Annotated in this window: 12 protein-coding genes; 6 read left to right on the forward strand and 6 right to left on the reverse strand. The window is 55.9% G+C overall.

The features are described 5' to 3' along the window. The first annotated feature begins 15 nt into the window (after positions 1 to 15). The 4 genes from BUC04_RS07740 to BUC04_RS07755 all read left to right on the forward strand — a co-directional run bounded on the left by BUC04_RS07740 (position 16) and on the right by BUC04_RS07755 (position 5381). Positions 16 to 2193 (forward strand): GspE/PulE family protein, encoded by a 2178-nt coding sequence (locus BUC04_RS07740; RefSeq protein WP_067665662.1) that lies wholly within the window; start codon positions 16 to 18, stop codon positions 2191 to 2193. Between the two features lie 463 nt (positions 2194 to 2656). Continuing rightward, positions 2657 to 3721 carry a type II secretion system F family protein gene (locus BUC04_RS07745; RefSeq protein WP_067665665.1) on the forward strand — a complete coding sequence of 355 codons (1065 nt, stop codon included), beginning with the start codon at positions 2657 to 2659 and terminating at the stop codon, positions 3719 to 3721. A 99-nt stretch (positions 3722 to 3820) separates the two neighbouring features. Then, positions 3821 to 4336: a type 4 pilus major pilin gene (locus BUC04_RS07750; RefSeq protein WP_067665668.1), complete on the forward strand. Its 516-nt coding sequence runs from the start codon at positions 3821 to 3823 to the stop codon at positions 4334 to 4336. Positions 4337 to 4397: 61 nt separating this feature from the next. Further along, positions 4398 to 5381: an ATPase, T2SS/T4P/T4SS family gene (locus tag BUC04_RS07755; protein ID WP_067665671.1), complete on the forward strand. Its 984-nt coding sequence runs from the start codon at positions 4398 to 4400 to the stop codon at positions 5379 to 5381. A gap of 32 nt (positions 5382 to 5413) precedes the next feature. Here the strand turns inward: BUC04_RS07755 and BUC04_RS07760 are convergent, their stop codons facing one another. After that, positions 5414 to 5710, reverse strand: a complete 297-nt coding sequence (locus tag BUC04_RS07760) for a hypothetical protein (protein WP_067665675.1) — start codon at positions 5708 to 5710, stop codon at positions 5414 to 5416. Positions 5711 to 5837: 127 nt separating this feature from the next. On the opposite strand from BUC04_RS07760, the gene BUC04_RS07765 reads away from it, so the two are divergent. Continuing rightward, complete coding sequence (locus BUC04_RS07765) at positions 5838 to 6449, forward strand: transglycosylase SLT domain-containing protein (RefSeq protein WP_067665678.1); 612 nt, start codon at positions 5838 to 5840, stop codon at positions 6447 to 6449. A 63-nt stretch (positions 6450 to 6512) separates the two neighbouring features. Further along, entirely contained in the window at positions 6513 to 6905 is a 393-nt protein-coding gene (locus BUC04_RS07770; protein WP_067665681.1) for a hypothetical protein, read from the forward strand. A gap of 49 nt (positions 6906 to 6954) precedes the next feature. Here BUC04_RS07770 and BUC04_RS07775 read toward each other — a convergent pair whose 3' ends face one another. From BUC04_RS07775 to BUC04_RS23595, 5 genes are all read right to left on the reverse strand, one after another. Then, positions 6955 to 8544 (reverse strand): hypothetical protein, encoded by a 1590-nt coding sequence (locus tag BUC04_RS07775; protein ID WP_067665684.1) that lies wholly within the window; start codon positions 8542 to 8544, stop codon positions 6955 to 6957. 58 nt (positions 8545 to 8602) lie between these two features. Beyond that, a complete protein-coding gene (locus BUC04_RS07780) occupies positions 8603 to 12157 on the reverse strand; it encodes a DotG/IcmE/VirB10 family protein (protein ID WP_067665687.1) in 3555 nt (1184 codons plus the stop codon). 10 nt (positions 12158 to 12167) lie between these two features. Further along, positions 12168 to 13406 carry a DotH/IcmK family type IV secretion protein gene (locus BUC04_RS07785; RefSeq protein WP_067665690.1) on the reverse strand — a complete coding sequence of 413 codons (1239 nt, stop codon included), beginning with the start codon at positions 13404 to 13406 and terminating at the stop codon, positions 12168 to 12170. Then, the gene (locus BUC04_RS07790; protein WP_067665693.1) at positions 13403 to 14026 is read right to left on the reverse strand and encodes a DotI/IcmL/TraM family protein; all 624 of its coding nucleotides are present in this window, start codon (positions 14024 to 14026) and stop codon (positions 13403 to 13405) included. Before BUC04_RS07790 ends, BUC04_RS07785 begins: the two co-directional genes overlap by 4 nt. Before the next feature lie 89 nt (positions 14027 to 14115). Then, on the reverse strand, positions 14116 to 14493 hold the full coding sequence (locus BUC04_RS23595; protein ID WP_143165593.1) for a hypothetical protein: 378 nt from the start codon (positions 14491 to 14493) through the stop codon (positions 14116 to 14118). Between the last annotated feature and the right edge of the window lie 426 nt (positions 14494 to 14919).

Below are 14919 nucleotides of genomic sequence, written 5' to 3' on the forward strand. Positions count from 1 at the left end.
AAAGACCGAGATGACATGGGTAAGAACGAGCATTCTGACAAGCCTGCTGCTACCGAAAAGAAGCGCATCACAGACGTGAATGCGCCAAAGGGCTTGAGCTCTCTCTGGTCCAACTTTATATCGGCTGTCGTTGACGACATTCGGACCTCTCCCGCGCTGAGTGCGCTGTTAGGCCAGCCTATGAAGGCGCCAGCACGGAAGCAGTCCAAGGGGCGCAAAGCGGCAGAGGTCAAAGGGGGGGATAAGAAAGGCACATCGCCCTCCAGGTCCGTAGTGTCAAAGAAGGCAGAGGTCAAGCCTGGCCAGGAGCAGATGACTCCGTTAGAGCGCAGGAAGAAGATTGGTGTTCCAGAGGAGAGCATTAAAGTCATCCGCTCGCAGGCGGAGATGCCGGAATACTATGCATGTTTGACCGTGCAAGAGGCAGAGTTGCCCCTGTCCAAGGAGGAGCAGTCACACTTTGTACTGCTCCAGCCTAAGGAGAAAGAGCAAAAGCTGTTGCTGCTCATCGACTCCAACCTGATGGGTGAAACCAGCTTAATGACCAGGAAGGGCATGGCGCTGGTGCAGCGAGCCCGGGGGAAGGGGTACTCAGTTTCCAGGGTCTATGCCAACCCATCAGTTATCGAAATCATCTATGACAACGAACGCTCTAAGGGGCTGTTGGCCGATCCCAAGGTCACATCAAAGCTCCAAAAAGAATACGATGAACTGCTGCTGACGGCCTCCTCGCTAGGCGTGTCGGATATCCATATCGAAGTGCGCCGTGACAAGGCATACATCCGATTCAGGCGTGATGGCCAGCTCTCACAGTACGACGACATGGCAGTTAGCAAAGCCCGGCGGTTTGCGGCTGTAATCTACATGGTGGTCGCGGAATCTGACTCAAAAGAGGTGAGCTTCAACGAAAGTGTGAGCCAGGATGCCGTGGTAGACCGGGTAGTTGAAGGGAAGCGCATCCGGGTGCGCCTGGCAACCAACCCAGCCTACCCAGATGGTTTTGATGTTGTGATGAGGATCCTGCCGATGGCCGAGGCCGGGTTTAGCCTCAAGATCGAAGATCTGGGGTATCACCCCAAGCAGGTGGATGACATCGAGCGAGCAAGCGCCAGGCCCAAGGGCGTTTTGGTCTTTGCCGGTACCACGGGTAGTGGTAAGTCTACGTCGCTCAGTGCCCTACTAACTGCAGAAATTAAAGAGAAGCGCGGCACAATCAAAGTGATCACCGTGGAAGACCCGCCTGAGAACGTGATCCCCGGGGCAACCCAACGGCCAATTGTTCGCCGTGGCAAAGACGATGAAAACCCTTTTGCTGATGCCATGCGGGCGGCGCTTCGGAACGACCCTGACGTCATCATGATTGGTGAGATCCGAGATGAGGAGTCCGCTGCACTGTCGGTTAAGGCCGCGCAATCAGGCCATAAGGTGCTAACAACACTGCATGCCCCTTCTGCCACTGGTATCGCGACACGGCTGAGGGTGATCGGTGTGCCTAACGATGTGCTGGGTAGCAAAGAGTTCTTGGCCGGGATGATTTACCAGACCCTGGTGCCTATCACCTGTAAGCATTGCTCCCACACGGTTGAGAAGTTTGAAGGTGTAGCGGAGAGCAAGCATGAGCGAGAGACGCTGGCCCGGGTTAAAGCCTATTTCACACCGGAGGAGCGCGCTGATGTACGGTTCCGTAGCCGCGATGGCTGTGAGCACTGTAACAAGGGGGTTACCGGCCGTAAGGTCGTCGCGGAAATCATCGTACCGGACGACCGGTTCAGGCAGTTGATAGCTGAGGGTAAGGACTACGAGGCCGAAGAGCACTATAACCAGAACTGCGGTGGCCGACTGGTCCACCAGTTTGGCCTGGACCTGGTTGAAAATGGTGAGTGCTGTCCCTTCGAGTTTGAGGAGCGCTTGGACCGGATTGGTGAGCAGGAGCGGGTTCCCTTGTCTCATATTGAACGGGTAGCGCCAAGCCCAGAGAGTGAATCACCCATTGAATCGGTGCCTGCAGAAGATGAGGCTGCGGTTGACCCTAAGGTTCATGTGCTCCATGCCCCCCAGAGCCTAGAGGCCGATGGCGATGATGTCGCCGACTTCCTGGCCGAGGATGACGGGGAATACGAGTCGACACTGTTCACCGAAGAGCCAGGTGTTGTAGATCTGAGGGTGGAGGATGACTCGGATGGGAAGGACTAGCCGGGCCCTCAATGCTGCCGCACTCTGGAACCCTGGTGCGCTGATATGGGCATCATCGCAGGGGATTGAGCGCCCTCGGGGCCTGATGATATGCCATTGCTCCTGTATCTCAGAGGTCGGTGCTTCTGGCGGACAGGTGGATGAGCCCACTCCGGTGTTGTTGGCTAGCGCAGTGCCCGAATTGTGCCCCAAGTGCCGGAGGGAAATCCCATCTGGCGAATCTGTCCCTGTAGCGCAGGCTTTCCCTGGTGCAATGGGTAACGGTCCGCTGTGGCGAGCGGGGCGAGGGTGCAATTGCTGTGCTGGTGGCTATGCCGGGTTCGCCTGGTTGGTGGATGAGGCAATAGTGCAGCGGGTGAGTGGTGAAGTGAAGATTATTGCCTGTCGGCAAAGCGCATTAACGCGATTGGTTACGTTGGTACGTGAAGGCAGGCTCAGTCCAGAAATGATCAGGTCGTAGTCGATGAATAAAATTGAACTAGCGTGGTACAAAATCCAGTTCAGCAGGCAGATCCGGCTCAAGCTTTACGAGACCATTGCGGCGTTTGTAAGCCAGGGTGTGCCAGTGCATGACTGTCTGACACTTTTGGCAGAGAAGTACGCAAACCTGAACAAATCTGACGTTCGGGCTATTGCCATTAAGCACTGGGCGGACGGAATGGGCGCCGGTAGCAGCTTCGCTGAAATGTTGGCCGAATGGGCGCCAGAGAATGAGGTGATCATCATCCGCGCGGGTGAGAAGCGAGGGAACCTTGGGGAGGCCATGCTTAACGCTATCGTCGTTACCGAAGCGGCCTCAAAGATGACCTCCACCATTACCAGCCAATTAGCGTACCCGGCCTTTCTTACCCTGGCTTTGGTGGGTCTGATTGTAGGTGTGTCGATGGAGATGATGCCGAGTATGGAGAAGTTGCTGCCACTTGAGCAGTGGCCCTCTGGCGCGCTGCTACTCAAGAACATCTCCTACTGGGTTCAGACCAACCTTTTGCTTATCGGCGTTGGGGTGCTGTGCCTGTCAGCCCTGATCTCGGCCTTGTTGCCCAGGTACAACGGGGTGGCCAGGCCATACTTGGATAAAATGCCCCCGTTCTCGTTCTACCGGATCCTGCAGTCCAGTAGTTTCCTGGTCTCTCTGGGTTCGCTGCTGAAGGCCGGTGAGGATATTGAGAGCGCGGTTACTGAGATCAAGAATCACGGCAACCCTTATGTCAGTGCAAACTTGTCGGGGATGCTCGATAAATTGGCGGCCGGTGATTCGTTGGGTAGTGCGATGAAGAGCGATCTATTGAGTAAGGAGACCGGCGTGGCGCTGGAGGTCTACGGCGACCTTAACGTGTTGCAGGATAAAGTTTCCACCATCGGTGAGCGCGATCTTCTCGATGGGGTGGAGTCTATCGGTAAGATTTGCTCAATGCTCCGAAATGTCGTGCTCATTGGTGTAGTGGTTGTGTTTGGCTGGGTGATGCAGAGCTTTTTTGAAATTAAGAATGCCGCTGCAAGCGCTGCCAGCTCAGGCGTTGGAATGTAACCGCGATAATTAATGGGCCAGAAACGATGGCCATGTTTCAGATCGGGTATATTAAAGAAAATGGCTTGTTCGCCAAACAATAATAATTATAGGTGACCCATGCGTAAAAACTATCAACGTGGTTTCTCTCTGGTCGAACTGATGATGTCCTTTGTGATCATTGGCATCTTCACTGCGGCTGTGTTTGTTGGTTATAACCAGACCAACGCCGCCAGTCGTATTGCGACTGAAACTAAAAACCTGAACAGCCTGCAGTCTGCAGTCCGTGGCCTGTTCAACTCCCAGGGCAGCTACAACGGCCTGACCAACCAGATCACCCGAACCAGTAACCTGTTCCCTGAGGACATGCTGAATCCGAGTGACACCACCAAGATCCGTCACTCCTGGAGCCCGGATGGTGTAGATCTGACCCCCATCACCTATCAGGGTCAAGCTGATCAGGCATTCATGATCCAATATAAAGACGTGCCGCAGAAAGAATGCGTGGACCTCGCGAAAACCGTGTACCCCTTCTTCCTGGCGACCCGTGTGAACTCTACCCCGGTGACTTCTGTGCCTTTGGCCAGTACCGCGTGTAACGCCGCGTTCAACACTCTGGAGTTTGACGCGCGCTAATTGTTAATGGCGAACATGGTAAGGGGCAGCAATGCCCCTTTGTTTGATCTAGGGGGTTGGGATGCAGGATTTCCTGGGGCAAGTGGGTACGTTGTACCTGTATGAAAACGATCTGAAACGTTCGTACTATTACCGCAAGGGCGCGAGCGCCGTAAGTGCCTTTGACGAAGCAGAGATACCGGTGCTGAGTGCGGGTATCGAGGCGTGTCGGGAGCAGAAAGAGGATGACTTCGTGGTCACTATGGGTGAGTCCCGCTTCCGGGGCCATCGTATGCCTACTTCTCACGGCCCCCTTTGCATTCTTCGTATTATCGGTACCAGTGGGCAGGGTTTGGCCGAGATTGGCATTACAGGGGCTCTCAAGTCGATTCTGATGCACCCTCGTTTGAATAACGGGGGCTTGGTGGTGATATGTGGCCAGCCTGGAGAAGGGAAGACCACAACCGCCACAAGCATGTTGGTCGACCGGGCCAATCTATTTGGGGGGCAGACAATCACCTTGGAAGACCCTGCGGAGGTGGATATTGACCTGGAGACAGGGCCTGGGCGAATTGTGCAGCGTGATTTGTCTGGGGATCGGTGTTTTGCCGATGCAATCCGGGACTCGCTGCGTGCATACCCGGCCGGTACCACGACCACGATGTTGATCGGGGAGGTCAGGGATCCGGAGACGGCACTGCTCGCACTGAGCTCTGCAGCTGACGGTCGCCTGATCGTGCTTACCATGCACGCACAGTGTCCTATTGCTTGCATTCGGAGGTTGCTGGCGCTGGCCAGCGGTGCCGGCAATAAAGATTTGGCCAGGGAATTGTTGGCGTCCGGGATCAGGGTTTTGTGGCACCAGAGCCTGAAGTTTAAGAAAGACGGAACTCGAGAGCTTTCTGTAAATGCCCTGGAGGACACGTCAGCGGTGGTGGGTGCCATTAAGCTAATGGCTCAGAGCGACTCACTGGAGCAACTTGCGACAGAGATGCGGCAGCAGCAACACAAAAGGGACGTAAAGGCGCCATTGGATTATCGTAAAAATGCATTAGACCGGGCGTAGAAGCCCGGTCTAAGCACAATATAACGGCAAGCCTATTCCTCGGCTTGCCGTTGTTCTATTCGTTGCTGGCGTTGCTGTACCCAGCCCTCTTTAAGAGGTTCAGCCATCTCGGCCCGCTCTACAGTAAGAAGAGGTGCGATAAACTCAATGCGCTCGCCAAATTGGCTCACCGCAATGTGCGACGCCACTACATAAAGCTGCTCAAGGGATAGGTGGGGAGCAATCTCCTGGAGCACCTTAAGTGACTTGCAAGATAGGAGCCTGCTTGTGATCCCTTCGATTTCAGGAATAGACAGGCCATATCTTTTTTGAAGGACATCAATCGACATAATAGCGATACACAACTGACAACATGAGGTCATAATATCAAACCCTGATAATGCCTATGCGAATTACCATTTAAGGGGTGCTCAAAACGGCGTGATAAACTCAACTAAAAACACCGAGTAGACTCCCTTGAAAACTCAACTTGCCGTTATTGCATTGGCCTCGTTATTAGCCGGTTGCGCTGCTAATTCAAAACCCGAATACCCTGATGAAATCTGCCGAATGCTTAATGAAAAGACCGACTGGGCGCGCGCCTTGGTGTCTGCGGAACGGCGTTGGGGGATCCCGCCGCATGTAACGGCTTCCATCATCTACCAAGAGTCGAGCTTTGTGCATAATGCCAGGCCGCCAGCAAAGGCCTCGTTGCTGGGGGTTCCGGTAGGGCGTGTGAGTAGCGCCTATGGCTATGCGCAGGTTTTGGATGGCACCTGGAAGGAGTACGTAGAAGAGACCGGCCGGTGGCGTGCCAAACGAGACAAGTTTGCCAGCGCGACCGATTTTATTGGTTGGTACTCTGACCGGAGTTACCGCATTAACGGCGTTCCCCTGACCGATGCCTACAACCTCTACCTGAATTACCACGATGGTTGGGGTGGATACCGCAACGGCACGTACAAGAGTAAGCCTTTCCTGTTGGATGCCGCGGGTAAGGTAGAGCGCAGAGCACACAAGTTTGAGTGGCAACTGGGCCGATGCCCAGAGCGCCTGGCTACCCGGTCGCTACTTTTCCCATTATTTTAACCAGTTGCATTAATTATATATCTCTGTATACTGGCAGTAACTCTACTTGCAAAGGATCGCAGGATGAAGTTCTACTTACTACACAAGCCGACCACCCTTCGCAGCATGTTTGTTGCGTTATCAGCTGCTGCGGGCTCCATGAGCAAACAGTCCTTGGTCCTGTTGTTCATGATGCTGTTCGGGTTGCCTTACCTGTTTGAGGCTTACATTTTGCCTGAGTGGGGTATCCGTCCCGATGCAGGTAAAGCTTTTGGCTCCGGTCACGACACCCTGCAGTTCGTGAAGTACACCGCCGCGTGGGTATCGGTGGTGGGTTTTCCGATAACCTTGGCGCTGCATATAGCCGTGATGCGTCCGTTCATTTTGATGCTGGACAAAATGCATCGCGCCCGATGGAATGCGCATCCGGAAGACAAGCTGATCCTGCAGGACTTTAGCTACCAGATTGACCGATAAGAATCGGTATAAAGAAAAGGCACCCTCCAGGGGTGCCTTTTTTGTTTGATTAGTCGTGCCTCATGGCGATTAACTGAGATCCGATCCTGAGGTGATTGCTCTCGGTTAAGCCGGCCACAGTTCCTGATACCCCTTCTGCAGTGAAGCGTTCACCTCGCTGTACACGGTACATAGTGCCGGTGGGACTGCTAATGAGGAATCCGTCGTTGAACACTGAGGTGAGAGTCCACCCTTTTGCCAGGGTGTATTCAGGCTGTTTAGCTTGCTGGGGTTGCTGCCGCTCAGCGAACCCCTGGATACGAGTAAGATCCGGCTCGAACTGGTTGTCGAGGTAGAAATACTTGCCCAGCTCAACGAAATGGCCTTCGCCGTCGGAGAGAATGCTGCTGACGGTGAAGGTCTGTTTGTCGTATCGGATCTGATCGCCGATCGACAACGTCGCTTTGCCTCCGGAAGTGTCACGCACAAAGGCGTGCTCCAGGTCAGCCGACACCGTAGAGACTCGATGGCCAGGTAAGCGATGGCGTCCGGCCTTCATGTCCTGAATGTCCCGACGTTGTCCGAGCCGTTTTTTAAGGCTGTCGATTTCACGTCGCAGTTCCGTGTTCTCAGCACGCATGGCCTTCAATGCGCCATTATGTTCGCCCAGCAGACCTGAGAGCGACTTCGACTCGGTTACCAGGCTCTCCAGCAGCAGCAACTCCCTGCTGTTGTCCAGGCTGTCTGGGAGGGCTTCCACCGCGTCCACTACAGCTTCTACCTGTGCCGTGAGGTCCTTTAGAGCTTCCTCGGTCGCAGGCGTTGCGACTGGCACTGTCTGTTGGTACTGCAACCCCAGCGCCCTGATCTGCTTAGACATGCCATCGAGGGTTGCTTGAATATCCTGGTAGCCCTTAGCGCCGGCCGTTAAAACCTCAATAGCGTTTCGAAGTTGCGACGCCCCCTCTTGTTGAGTCGGTTCTGGTTCAACCGAAGGCTCAGGCGCGCCCACCCTCTCTGCCAGCTTGTAGTGCTGAGTCGAGGCAGCATCAGGTTGGGGGTGGGTCTCGGCTGTAACTTGGGCAGAGGGGGGCACATGTTGGGCCACGACCACCTGTTCCTGAACAGTGGGTGCGGGTGGCTGCGGTGCAGACAGTTGAGGCTCCGGTACCGGCTGGGACAGAGATTGCTGCTCAGTGGGCAGTATCGGCTCGGGCGCTACCTGGGCGATGGACTGCGGGGCTGGTGCAGGGAGTTGAGGCTGCATCGCCATGGGAGCAGGGCTGCTGTCAGGCAAGAACAGTTTAACCACTACGGCACCGGCTAGGATGGCACCGACAGCCAGAGCGACAAGGGTTAGCTTCCCGCCTTTGTTAACGGGCTCTGCGTCGTCCATATGGAGTTCGAGATCCTCTTCGTCGTAATCTCCGTTGCTGGCTGCCTCTACTTGGTCCGGCTCGGCCTGGCTTTCATCTGGATCGTGACTCTCGGCGGGGGGCTCATGATCGTGATGTTCGAAATCATCAGCGTCATCACCAAGAAGCGCCTCGAGCCCTTCATCCATGGGCAGGTCGTCCAGTTCTGTCTCTGTGTCGTTCAGCAACTTGTCGATGGACACATCGTCATCGAAGCTTCTGTGATCTTTGGATTTGTCGCTCATACCGGGCTAGCTCTTCTTATTGTTATTGTTGGCAATGCGCAGTGCGCAGACCCTGGAATTACTGCTCTTCGATGGCCAGTTCGGACATGAACATCACGCCGATGGGCCGGTTGTTGTAGACCTCGACCGTGGCCTTGCGATTGAAGTTTTGCTCAAAGAACGGAACAAACTTCTCAAGCATCTTGCCCCCGGCGTAGACCGAACGGTCACCTGCAGTGCTGAGGGGATCCGTGATCCACTCCTTGTTATCACCACCGGTGGAACTCTCACGCATGCCGATCATGCTCTCGGCATAAGCGCCGGCAAAGGCAGATACACCCAGGCTGAAGTAACGCTCAAAGACGTGACGGTCGACCCGGTCCGCCAGCCTTGACCGCCTGGTGTTGGGGTCTGTCGCGATGGCATCGATGGTGTAGGACTTACCGTTAAAGCTCATCTTGCTGAAGCTGATCACCACTGATTTTGCATGGCCATCAATCGGCATCGGGACACCCAGCAACTCAGCGCCTTTTAGTGGGCCCTCGTGGACCACGGCTTTGGTTGGGCTGATTTCATCGGTATTGACGCCGATGCTCAGCGAGGCGAAGAACTCTTGGCCTGGGAGGATGGTGAACGCTGCACCGCTGCCATCATCCAGTGGCCGATCGGAGGGGTAGGTCCTTGGTGTGCCACCGCCTGATGCTGGCTCGTTCGGACTGGCAGACTGTTGTCTGGCTCGTTGGATGGCCGGAATGGATCCTCGGTCAATCGAGCGGTCGCGTTCGAACACTTCATAGCGACTAGCGCCATCTACGTCCTGCAGGCTCAGGCCAGTCGCAGCGTATCCGGATCCGCTCACTGGCTTGTCCTGTACCGCCATGGCAGCTTCCATGACTCGGACAGACCGGGCAGTAGAGGCAGCCAGGATGTCATCAATCATTACCGCCGGGCCGATCATCCGCTTGTATTCCAGCTCGCGGTTCAGGCGCTTGTAGTCGACGCCCTCGTGGTGAATGCTGCCACCGGATTCCAGCAGGCTTCGGCTGAACGGGCTCAGGGAGTCCTTCCAGGCCTGCAGGGTCGCCATAGAGGGGGCGAGGCCATTCTCCACCAGGTAGCGCTCATAGGCGGCCCTGGCCTCAGGAGGGAGGGCATCCAGTGCGGCCTGAAGTTCATCAGGCAACGGGGCATGTTCGGTACCAGCGGATTGCCGCCTTGCCTCATCGGTGATCCGGTAGGCCTCTTTCGCCAACTCCCTCATGCCGGCCGAGGAGGGATCGATACCCATCTTTTGGCCTTCCCAAAGCAAACGGGCTTGGGGCGAGTCTACGAGGCCACGTTGCTTCAGCCACTGCTCGTAAGCAGACAGGTCATCGTCCTGGCTGGCAAGGAACTTGGCCAGGTTTTCTGGAGTATCCGCGAGGTTGTTGTCGGTTAGCCACTGCTGGTAAGCAGACTCGGTCGCCGGGTCAAATCGCCTGATCCATTCACGGATGGCTTCGTAGCTGGCATCAACTTCACCATTGCTGATCGCTTGGTAGAGATCGGCGCGTTTGGTCCGCTCACCGAGCAGGGCAGGGTGGCAGGCTCCGGTCGGTGTATTGTAGGCCGCCCACGCCAGTACACCGTTGATGTCATCAGGGAAGTTACGACCGATGATGAACGCCGTGTACCCATTTTCATCGGCGATACCCAAGCCTTCTTTGATGGCTTCGAGATCGATGTCGGTTTGGCCTGATGAACGCTTCAGCGCCTCATAGCTTGGGTAGTCGTGAATGTTCAGCCAATTGGTGTAATGCACTTGAGAGATCTTGGCGCCGCTGGCGAAGGCGTCATCAAGGTAGGCAAACACCGGTGAGCTGATGGTCGGGTGGCTAGGCAATCCACTTTCCCACCCCAGGAATACCGGGAAGGACCCAGCCGCGCACTGGAGGTCGGCCCAGTCTGCGAATCGCTTGTGGGTCTGCGGGTGACTGGACTCAATCCACTCAACAATGGAGTCCGCAGAGATGATCTGGTTGGTGTTGAACGCGTGTCGCTCGATTTCCGCCAGGATTGGGCTGTTGTTGAGGTTCAGCCAGTGGGTGAACGTCTTTGCCGTGACCGCCAGCCCTTGGTTGTGCATGTCGGACAGGTACCGGCGGGCCCCCAGCACGCCCGGGTCAAAGAACCGGGTAGGCAGAGCGGCCAGCTTTTCCGGTGATAGGGTCGCCTTCCAGGCCTCGAACGCTTCTTCGGACATCGGCAGGCCATGGTCTTTAGCCCATTGGGCAAACTCGGCATAGAGCGCCGGCGTGGTCTCCTTGATGTACTCGAGGTGGTTCTCGAAGCTGTCCTCAAGCCCATTGCGTTTTAACCAGGCTTGGTAGTCGGGATCCAGCAGGGCAATGCCGGTTTCATGCAGCGCCTTGTCGATCGCTGCCTCTTCACTGGACAGCCAGGCCTGAAACGCTTCTGCTGAGGGCTCCAGACCATTGGCCGCGGCCCAGCGCCTAAAGCGCTGCGCCCGGGTGGGGTCAGTTTGCTCCAGGTACTGCAGATAGTTATCGAAGTTGTCTTCCAGCCCTTTGCTTTCTAGCCATTGCTGGTAGGCCTCTGCAGCGGAGGGGTTGGTTTTCTCCATCCAGCGGATATACGCCTCATGGCTGGGTTCAAGGTTGTTCTGTTCCAGCCAGCGGGCATAGTCGCCGGTCGTGCGCCCGTGCTCACGGTCATTGATGGCTTTTTGAAAGGCCAGGAAGTTGTCGAAGTTGTCAGCCAGACCGTTGTCCGCCAGCCACTTGCGATAGGCAGCAACAGTTTCCGGTTGGGTTTGCTCCAGCCACCGCAGGTGGTTCTGGTAGGTATCCTCCAGCCCATTTTTCGCCAGCCATTGCTGGTACGCCTGATTCGCCTCAGGCTTGGCCACTTCTAGCCACTGAGCGTAGTCCTCATACGTGGCTTGACGGCCGTCGCGGGTGGCCCAGGTCAAAAAGCTCTGCAGATCTTCGTACTGAGAGCGCGCAAACACGGCGCTAAGCCATTTCAGGTAGCTATCGAAGGCAACGGTGAGCTTATTGGCCAGAAGCCATTCTGAGTAGCCTGTGTGGACCTGGGGTCGCTCCGTCTTGAGCCAGTTGAAGTAATGCTCGAAGGTCGGCGATTTGAACTTGTCTGGATCGGTCTTGAGCATCCAGGCCATGAAGGCGTGGTAGTCCTTAGGGTTCGTGGGCGCCATCCACTCCAGGCAATCCTCAAACGACACCGGTTGCCCGTTGGCGTTGCTTTGGTCGGCCCAGTTGGCGAACTTCTCCAGATCGCTTTGCTTGGCGAACTGCAGGGGATCCATGTAGCTGTCTCCGGATTGCTTGGCGTCACTCAGTTTCTGATCAGCAATCTCCTTAAAGGTCTGCTGCAGGATGTCGGACTGGTTCTGATCGGAGATCTGCTGGCCGGGCAGTGCCGCTTTAGCGTCACGGGCACCGGACAAGTTACCCACGGCCAGGCCTTCGCTGAAGGTCCGGCTAGTGTCTGCGCTGTTGGTAGCCGATTTCAGGACATAGGCCCCGCCACCCACCAGGATTACTGAGACCGCTATGAGGATGACCCGTTGTCGGGTGGAGATCCCCTTGCTGAGGTTTTTCATCGCTTTCATGGGCAACTTCTTAATTAAAAATGGACTTCTTGTATTTGATTTCGGACTCGAACTGCTCAGAGACCGTCGCCTGTACCCGCTCACCGTTCACGCTGAACAGCAGGCTTGTGTTGGGATAGGTCTTGTAGGCACTAAAACCGCTGATGCTGTGAGCGTCTTCGATGTGGTGGGGCAACAACAGGTCAGCGGTCGTGCGGACGTACATGAAGCCGTCCTTGACCAGCACGGTGGTGTTGGCAATGCCGTTGACTCGGTAGCGCTTGGAGCCGGGGAGGCGGTCACCGTTTAGGACCGCCAGCATGTCATCGGTGATGTGCTCCGTACCGCCGCCGGATGACATGGTGTTGCCCTCGTTGGCCTTGCTCTGGGGCCCAAGCTTGGGGATACGGACAGACTTTCGAGCGTCGACCACGTCGCCGCTGCCAACCAAGCGCAGTACCAGGGGCATGTCGAAATCCAGCAGGTGCAGCAGCACATTGGACTCGGCGAAATCGTTGCGGATGTTGAAGGAGGCCACGTTGAGGTTCTGCCCGGTGACCTGCTTGGTAAAGGCTTCCTGGTTGCCTATGAGATCGCCGTCAATGGGCCAGGGTGCGCCGGCCTGATCGAAGAACACGATGGAGGCGCTGTAGCCGTTCTTAACCCGGATATCGATGGGATCGGCAGCGTCCACGTCGATGGCCACGGTCGAGATCTCCTGTCGGATGTCCTTTACCGGGGCATTGCGAGCTTGGTTGTTCCGCTGCTCCAGTTTGCGCAGTTCGATGATCTGCTCGGGGGTTAGCGGGTACTTCTCCTTCTGGGCGTTGTCGAAGGCTGCCTCTTGGGTTTGGCGATCCAAGGCGTCCAGCACTGGCCGCAGCTCGTTCTGCTGGTGGATATGCTTGAGCACCTTGTCCTGCTTAGCCTGGAGGGCAAGCAGTTCCTTCTCGGTCATGTAGACGGTCTGCCCGTCCGCCAGCGTGATCTGCACATAGCCTTTGAGAAGGCCTTGGGGTTCATCACCGGAGGGGGGAGCGGCATCGTGAATGCTGGGCCCTCCAACATCAACCGGGTTGGCCTGGCCGTTGCCACGGCTTGAGCTGCTTTGGTTGCCAGAGAGCATCTCACGCTGCCTGGCAGCTTCTTTATCGGCACTGTGCTTAGCTAGGGCTTCCTCAAGGGTAAGCCCCTCGGCGATAGCAAACGTGCTGGCCAGCAGGGTAGGGGCAACAGCAAGGGCCAGGGTCTTCTTAGTCAACGGGCTCATCGCTGCCTCCGCTCGGTCATAATCAGCTGGGCAATCCCCAGCCCCATGGCGTTCTCAAACAGCGAGCGCCGGTCTACGGTGACCCGGAAGTTGTAGGAGTCGCTATAGCTCTCGGTAGCCGTCCGGTAGGTGATCTTGCCGGTGGCCGCAAAGGTCCAGGAATAGGGGGTGCCGGTGGAGGCCCGTTCCACCTTCTGCAGCAACAGCGGGGTGTGCTCCAGTGTCAGGCCAACCAGCAACTTGTTTTCCACCACCGCGGCATCAAAGCGGTTGTCTTTGAGCATCGCCACGAACTGGGTCGCGCCCTTGGCGGTAAACCACTTCATGGTCGCTTCGTTGATGTGCTGGTTGATGTTGAAGTAGTGAAAGTCGAAGGTGTCGATCAGTGCCTTCTCGATCCACCCGGCAACCACAGCGTCGCTTTGGTTGGGGTACTCCAGCGGTGTCATTTCGACGATGGACCCGTCGTTGTCGATAGCGAAGAATCTGGGTTCAGCCTTCTTAGTCGCGTTGTAAAAAGCCGAAACCGCAGAAATCACTGCCGCAATGACAGTGATGGTGGCCGCCACATAGAGCTTCTTAGTCGAGTCATTGAAGAAGCGATTACGAAGCAACGCCATCTTAATGCCTTTGTCGTCTGCTGCGGCCTTACTAACCCTGGGTTTGGGTGATGCTTTTTTATTATTATTGGGCATCTTAGAGTTCTTCGTTATTCCGATGTTGGTTGTTGATCTGTACCTTGGCTTTGTTGCCGGCGGCGTTGCTGCACCAGTCGTGCAGCCTGCTCTTCGTCGAATGTTTCTGCTACCTGAACGTCCCCGTCGAGGCTGCTGGTATAGGCGCCGCCTTCACGTTGAGTGAGGACAGAGCAGGTGGTGACGATCGAACTGAGCCCTGTCACCACGGCCAATGCAAGCATGAGATTGGCGAGCGACCGATAGGAATCCACTCCTCGGCGAACCGGTGCCAGATCCCCAAACAATGCGCCGCCCGTTTGTGCTGAGCGTTCAGCTAACTTATTGCTACGGGCATCGGCCTCTTCCATGACGGAGCGCAACGCATTAGAACTTTTGCCTTTTTCACTCATCCACTGGCTGGCCTTAAAACCGTAAATAAATACAGGATAACAAATCCCGGGTGGCTGAAAGTGTTAAGCGGGTAATAGGAGCAGTAAATGGGTAATAAACTGGCGAATTTTCACGCAATAAATGGTGGAGGGAGCCGATTTTTGGGCCGCCTCCTTATAGCGTAATTATAAAAATTATAAGGGTTATAAATAACTATAAAAATACAATAGGGGCCGACGCATTTGCAACCTGTGCAAATGGCTGATTTTATTGCGTGATTAATTTGGGTGCCGGTTTGTGTTTGGGGCTGTCTGGTGCGGGCAATGAGTGATGAGTGACGGCGAGGACGGTGGCCTCGGGTCTTGGGGGTCGTGGTCATCAGAGAGAGTGGGAGCGGCGACGGTGACCTGGGGTGTTGGGGCTGGTGCCCAGCTGGGCGAGCGGGT

This window comes from Ferrimonas marina (assembly GCF_900129905.1).
Classification (GTDB): Bacteria; Pseudomonadota; Gammaproteobacteria; order Enterobacterales; family Shewanellaceae; genus Ferrimonas; species Ferrimonas marina.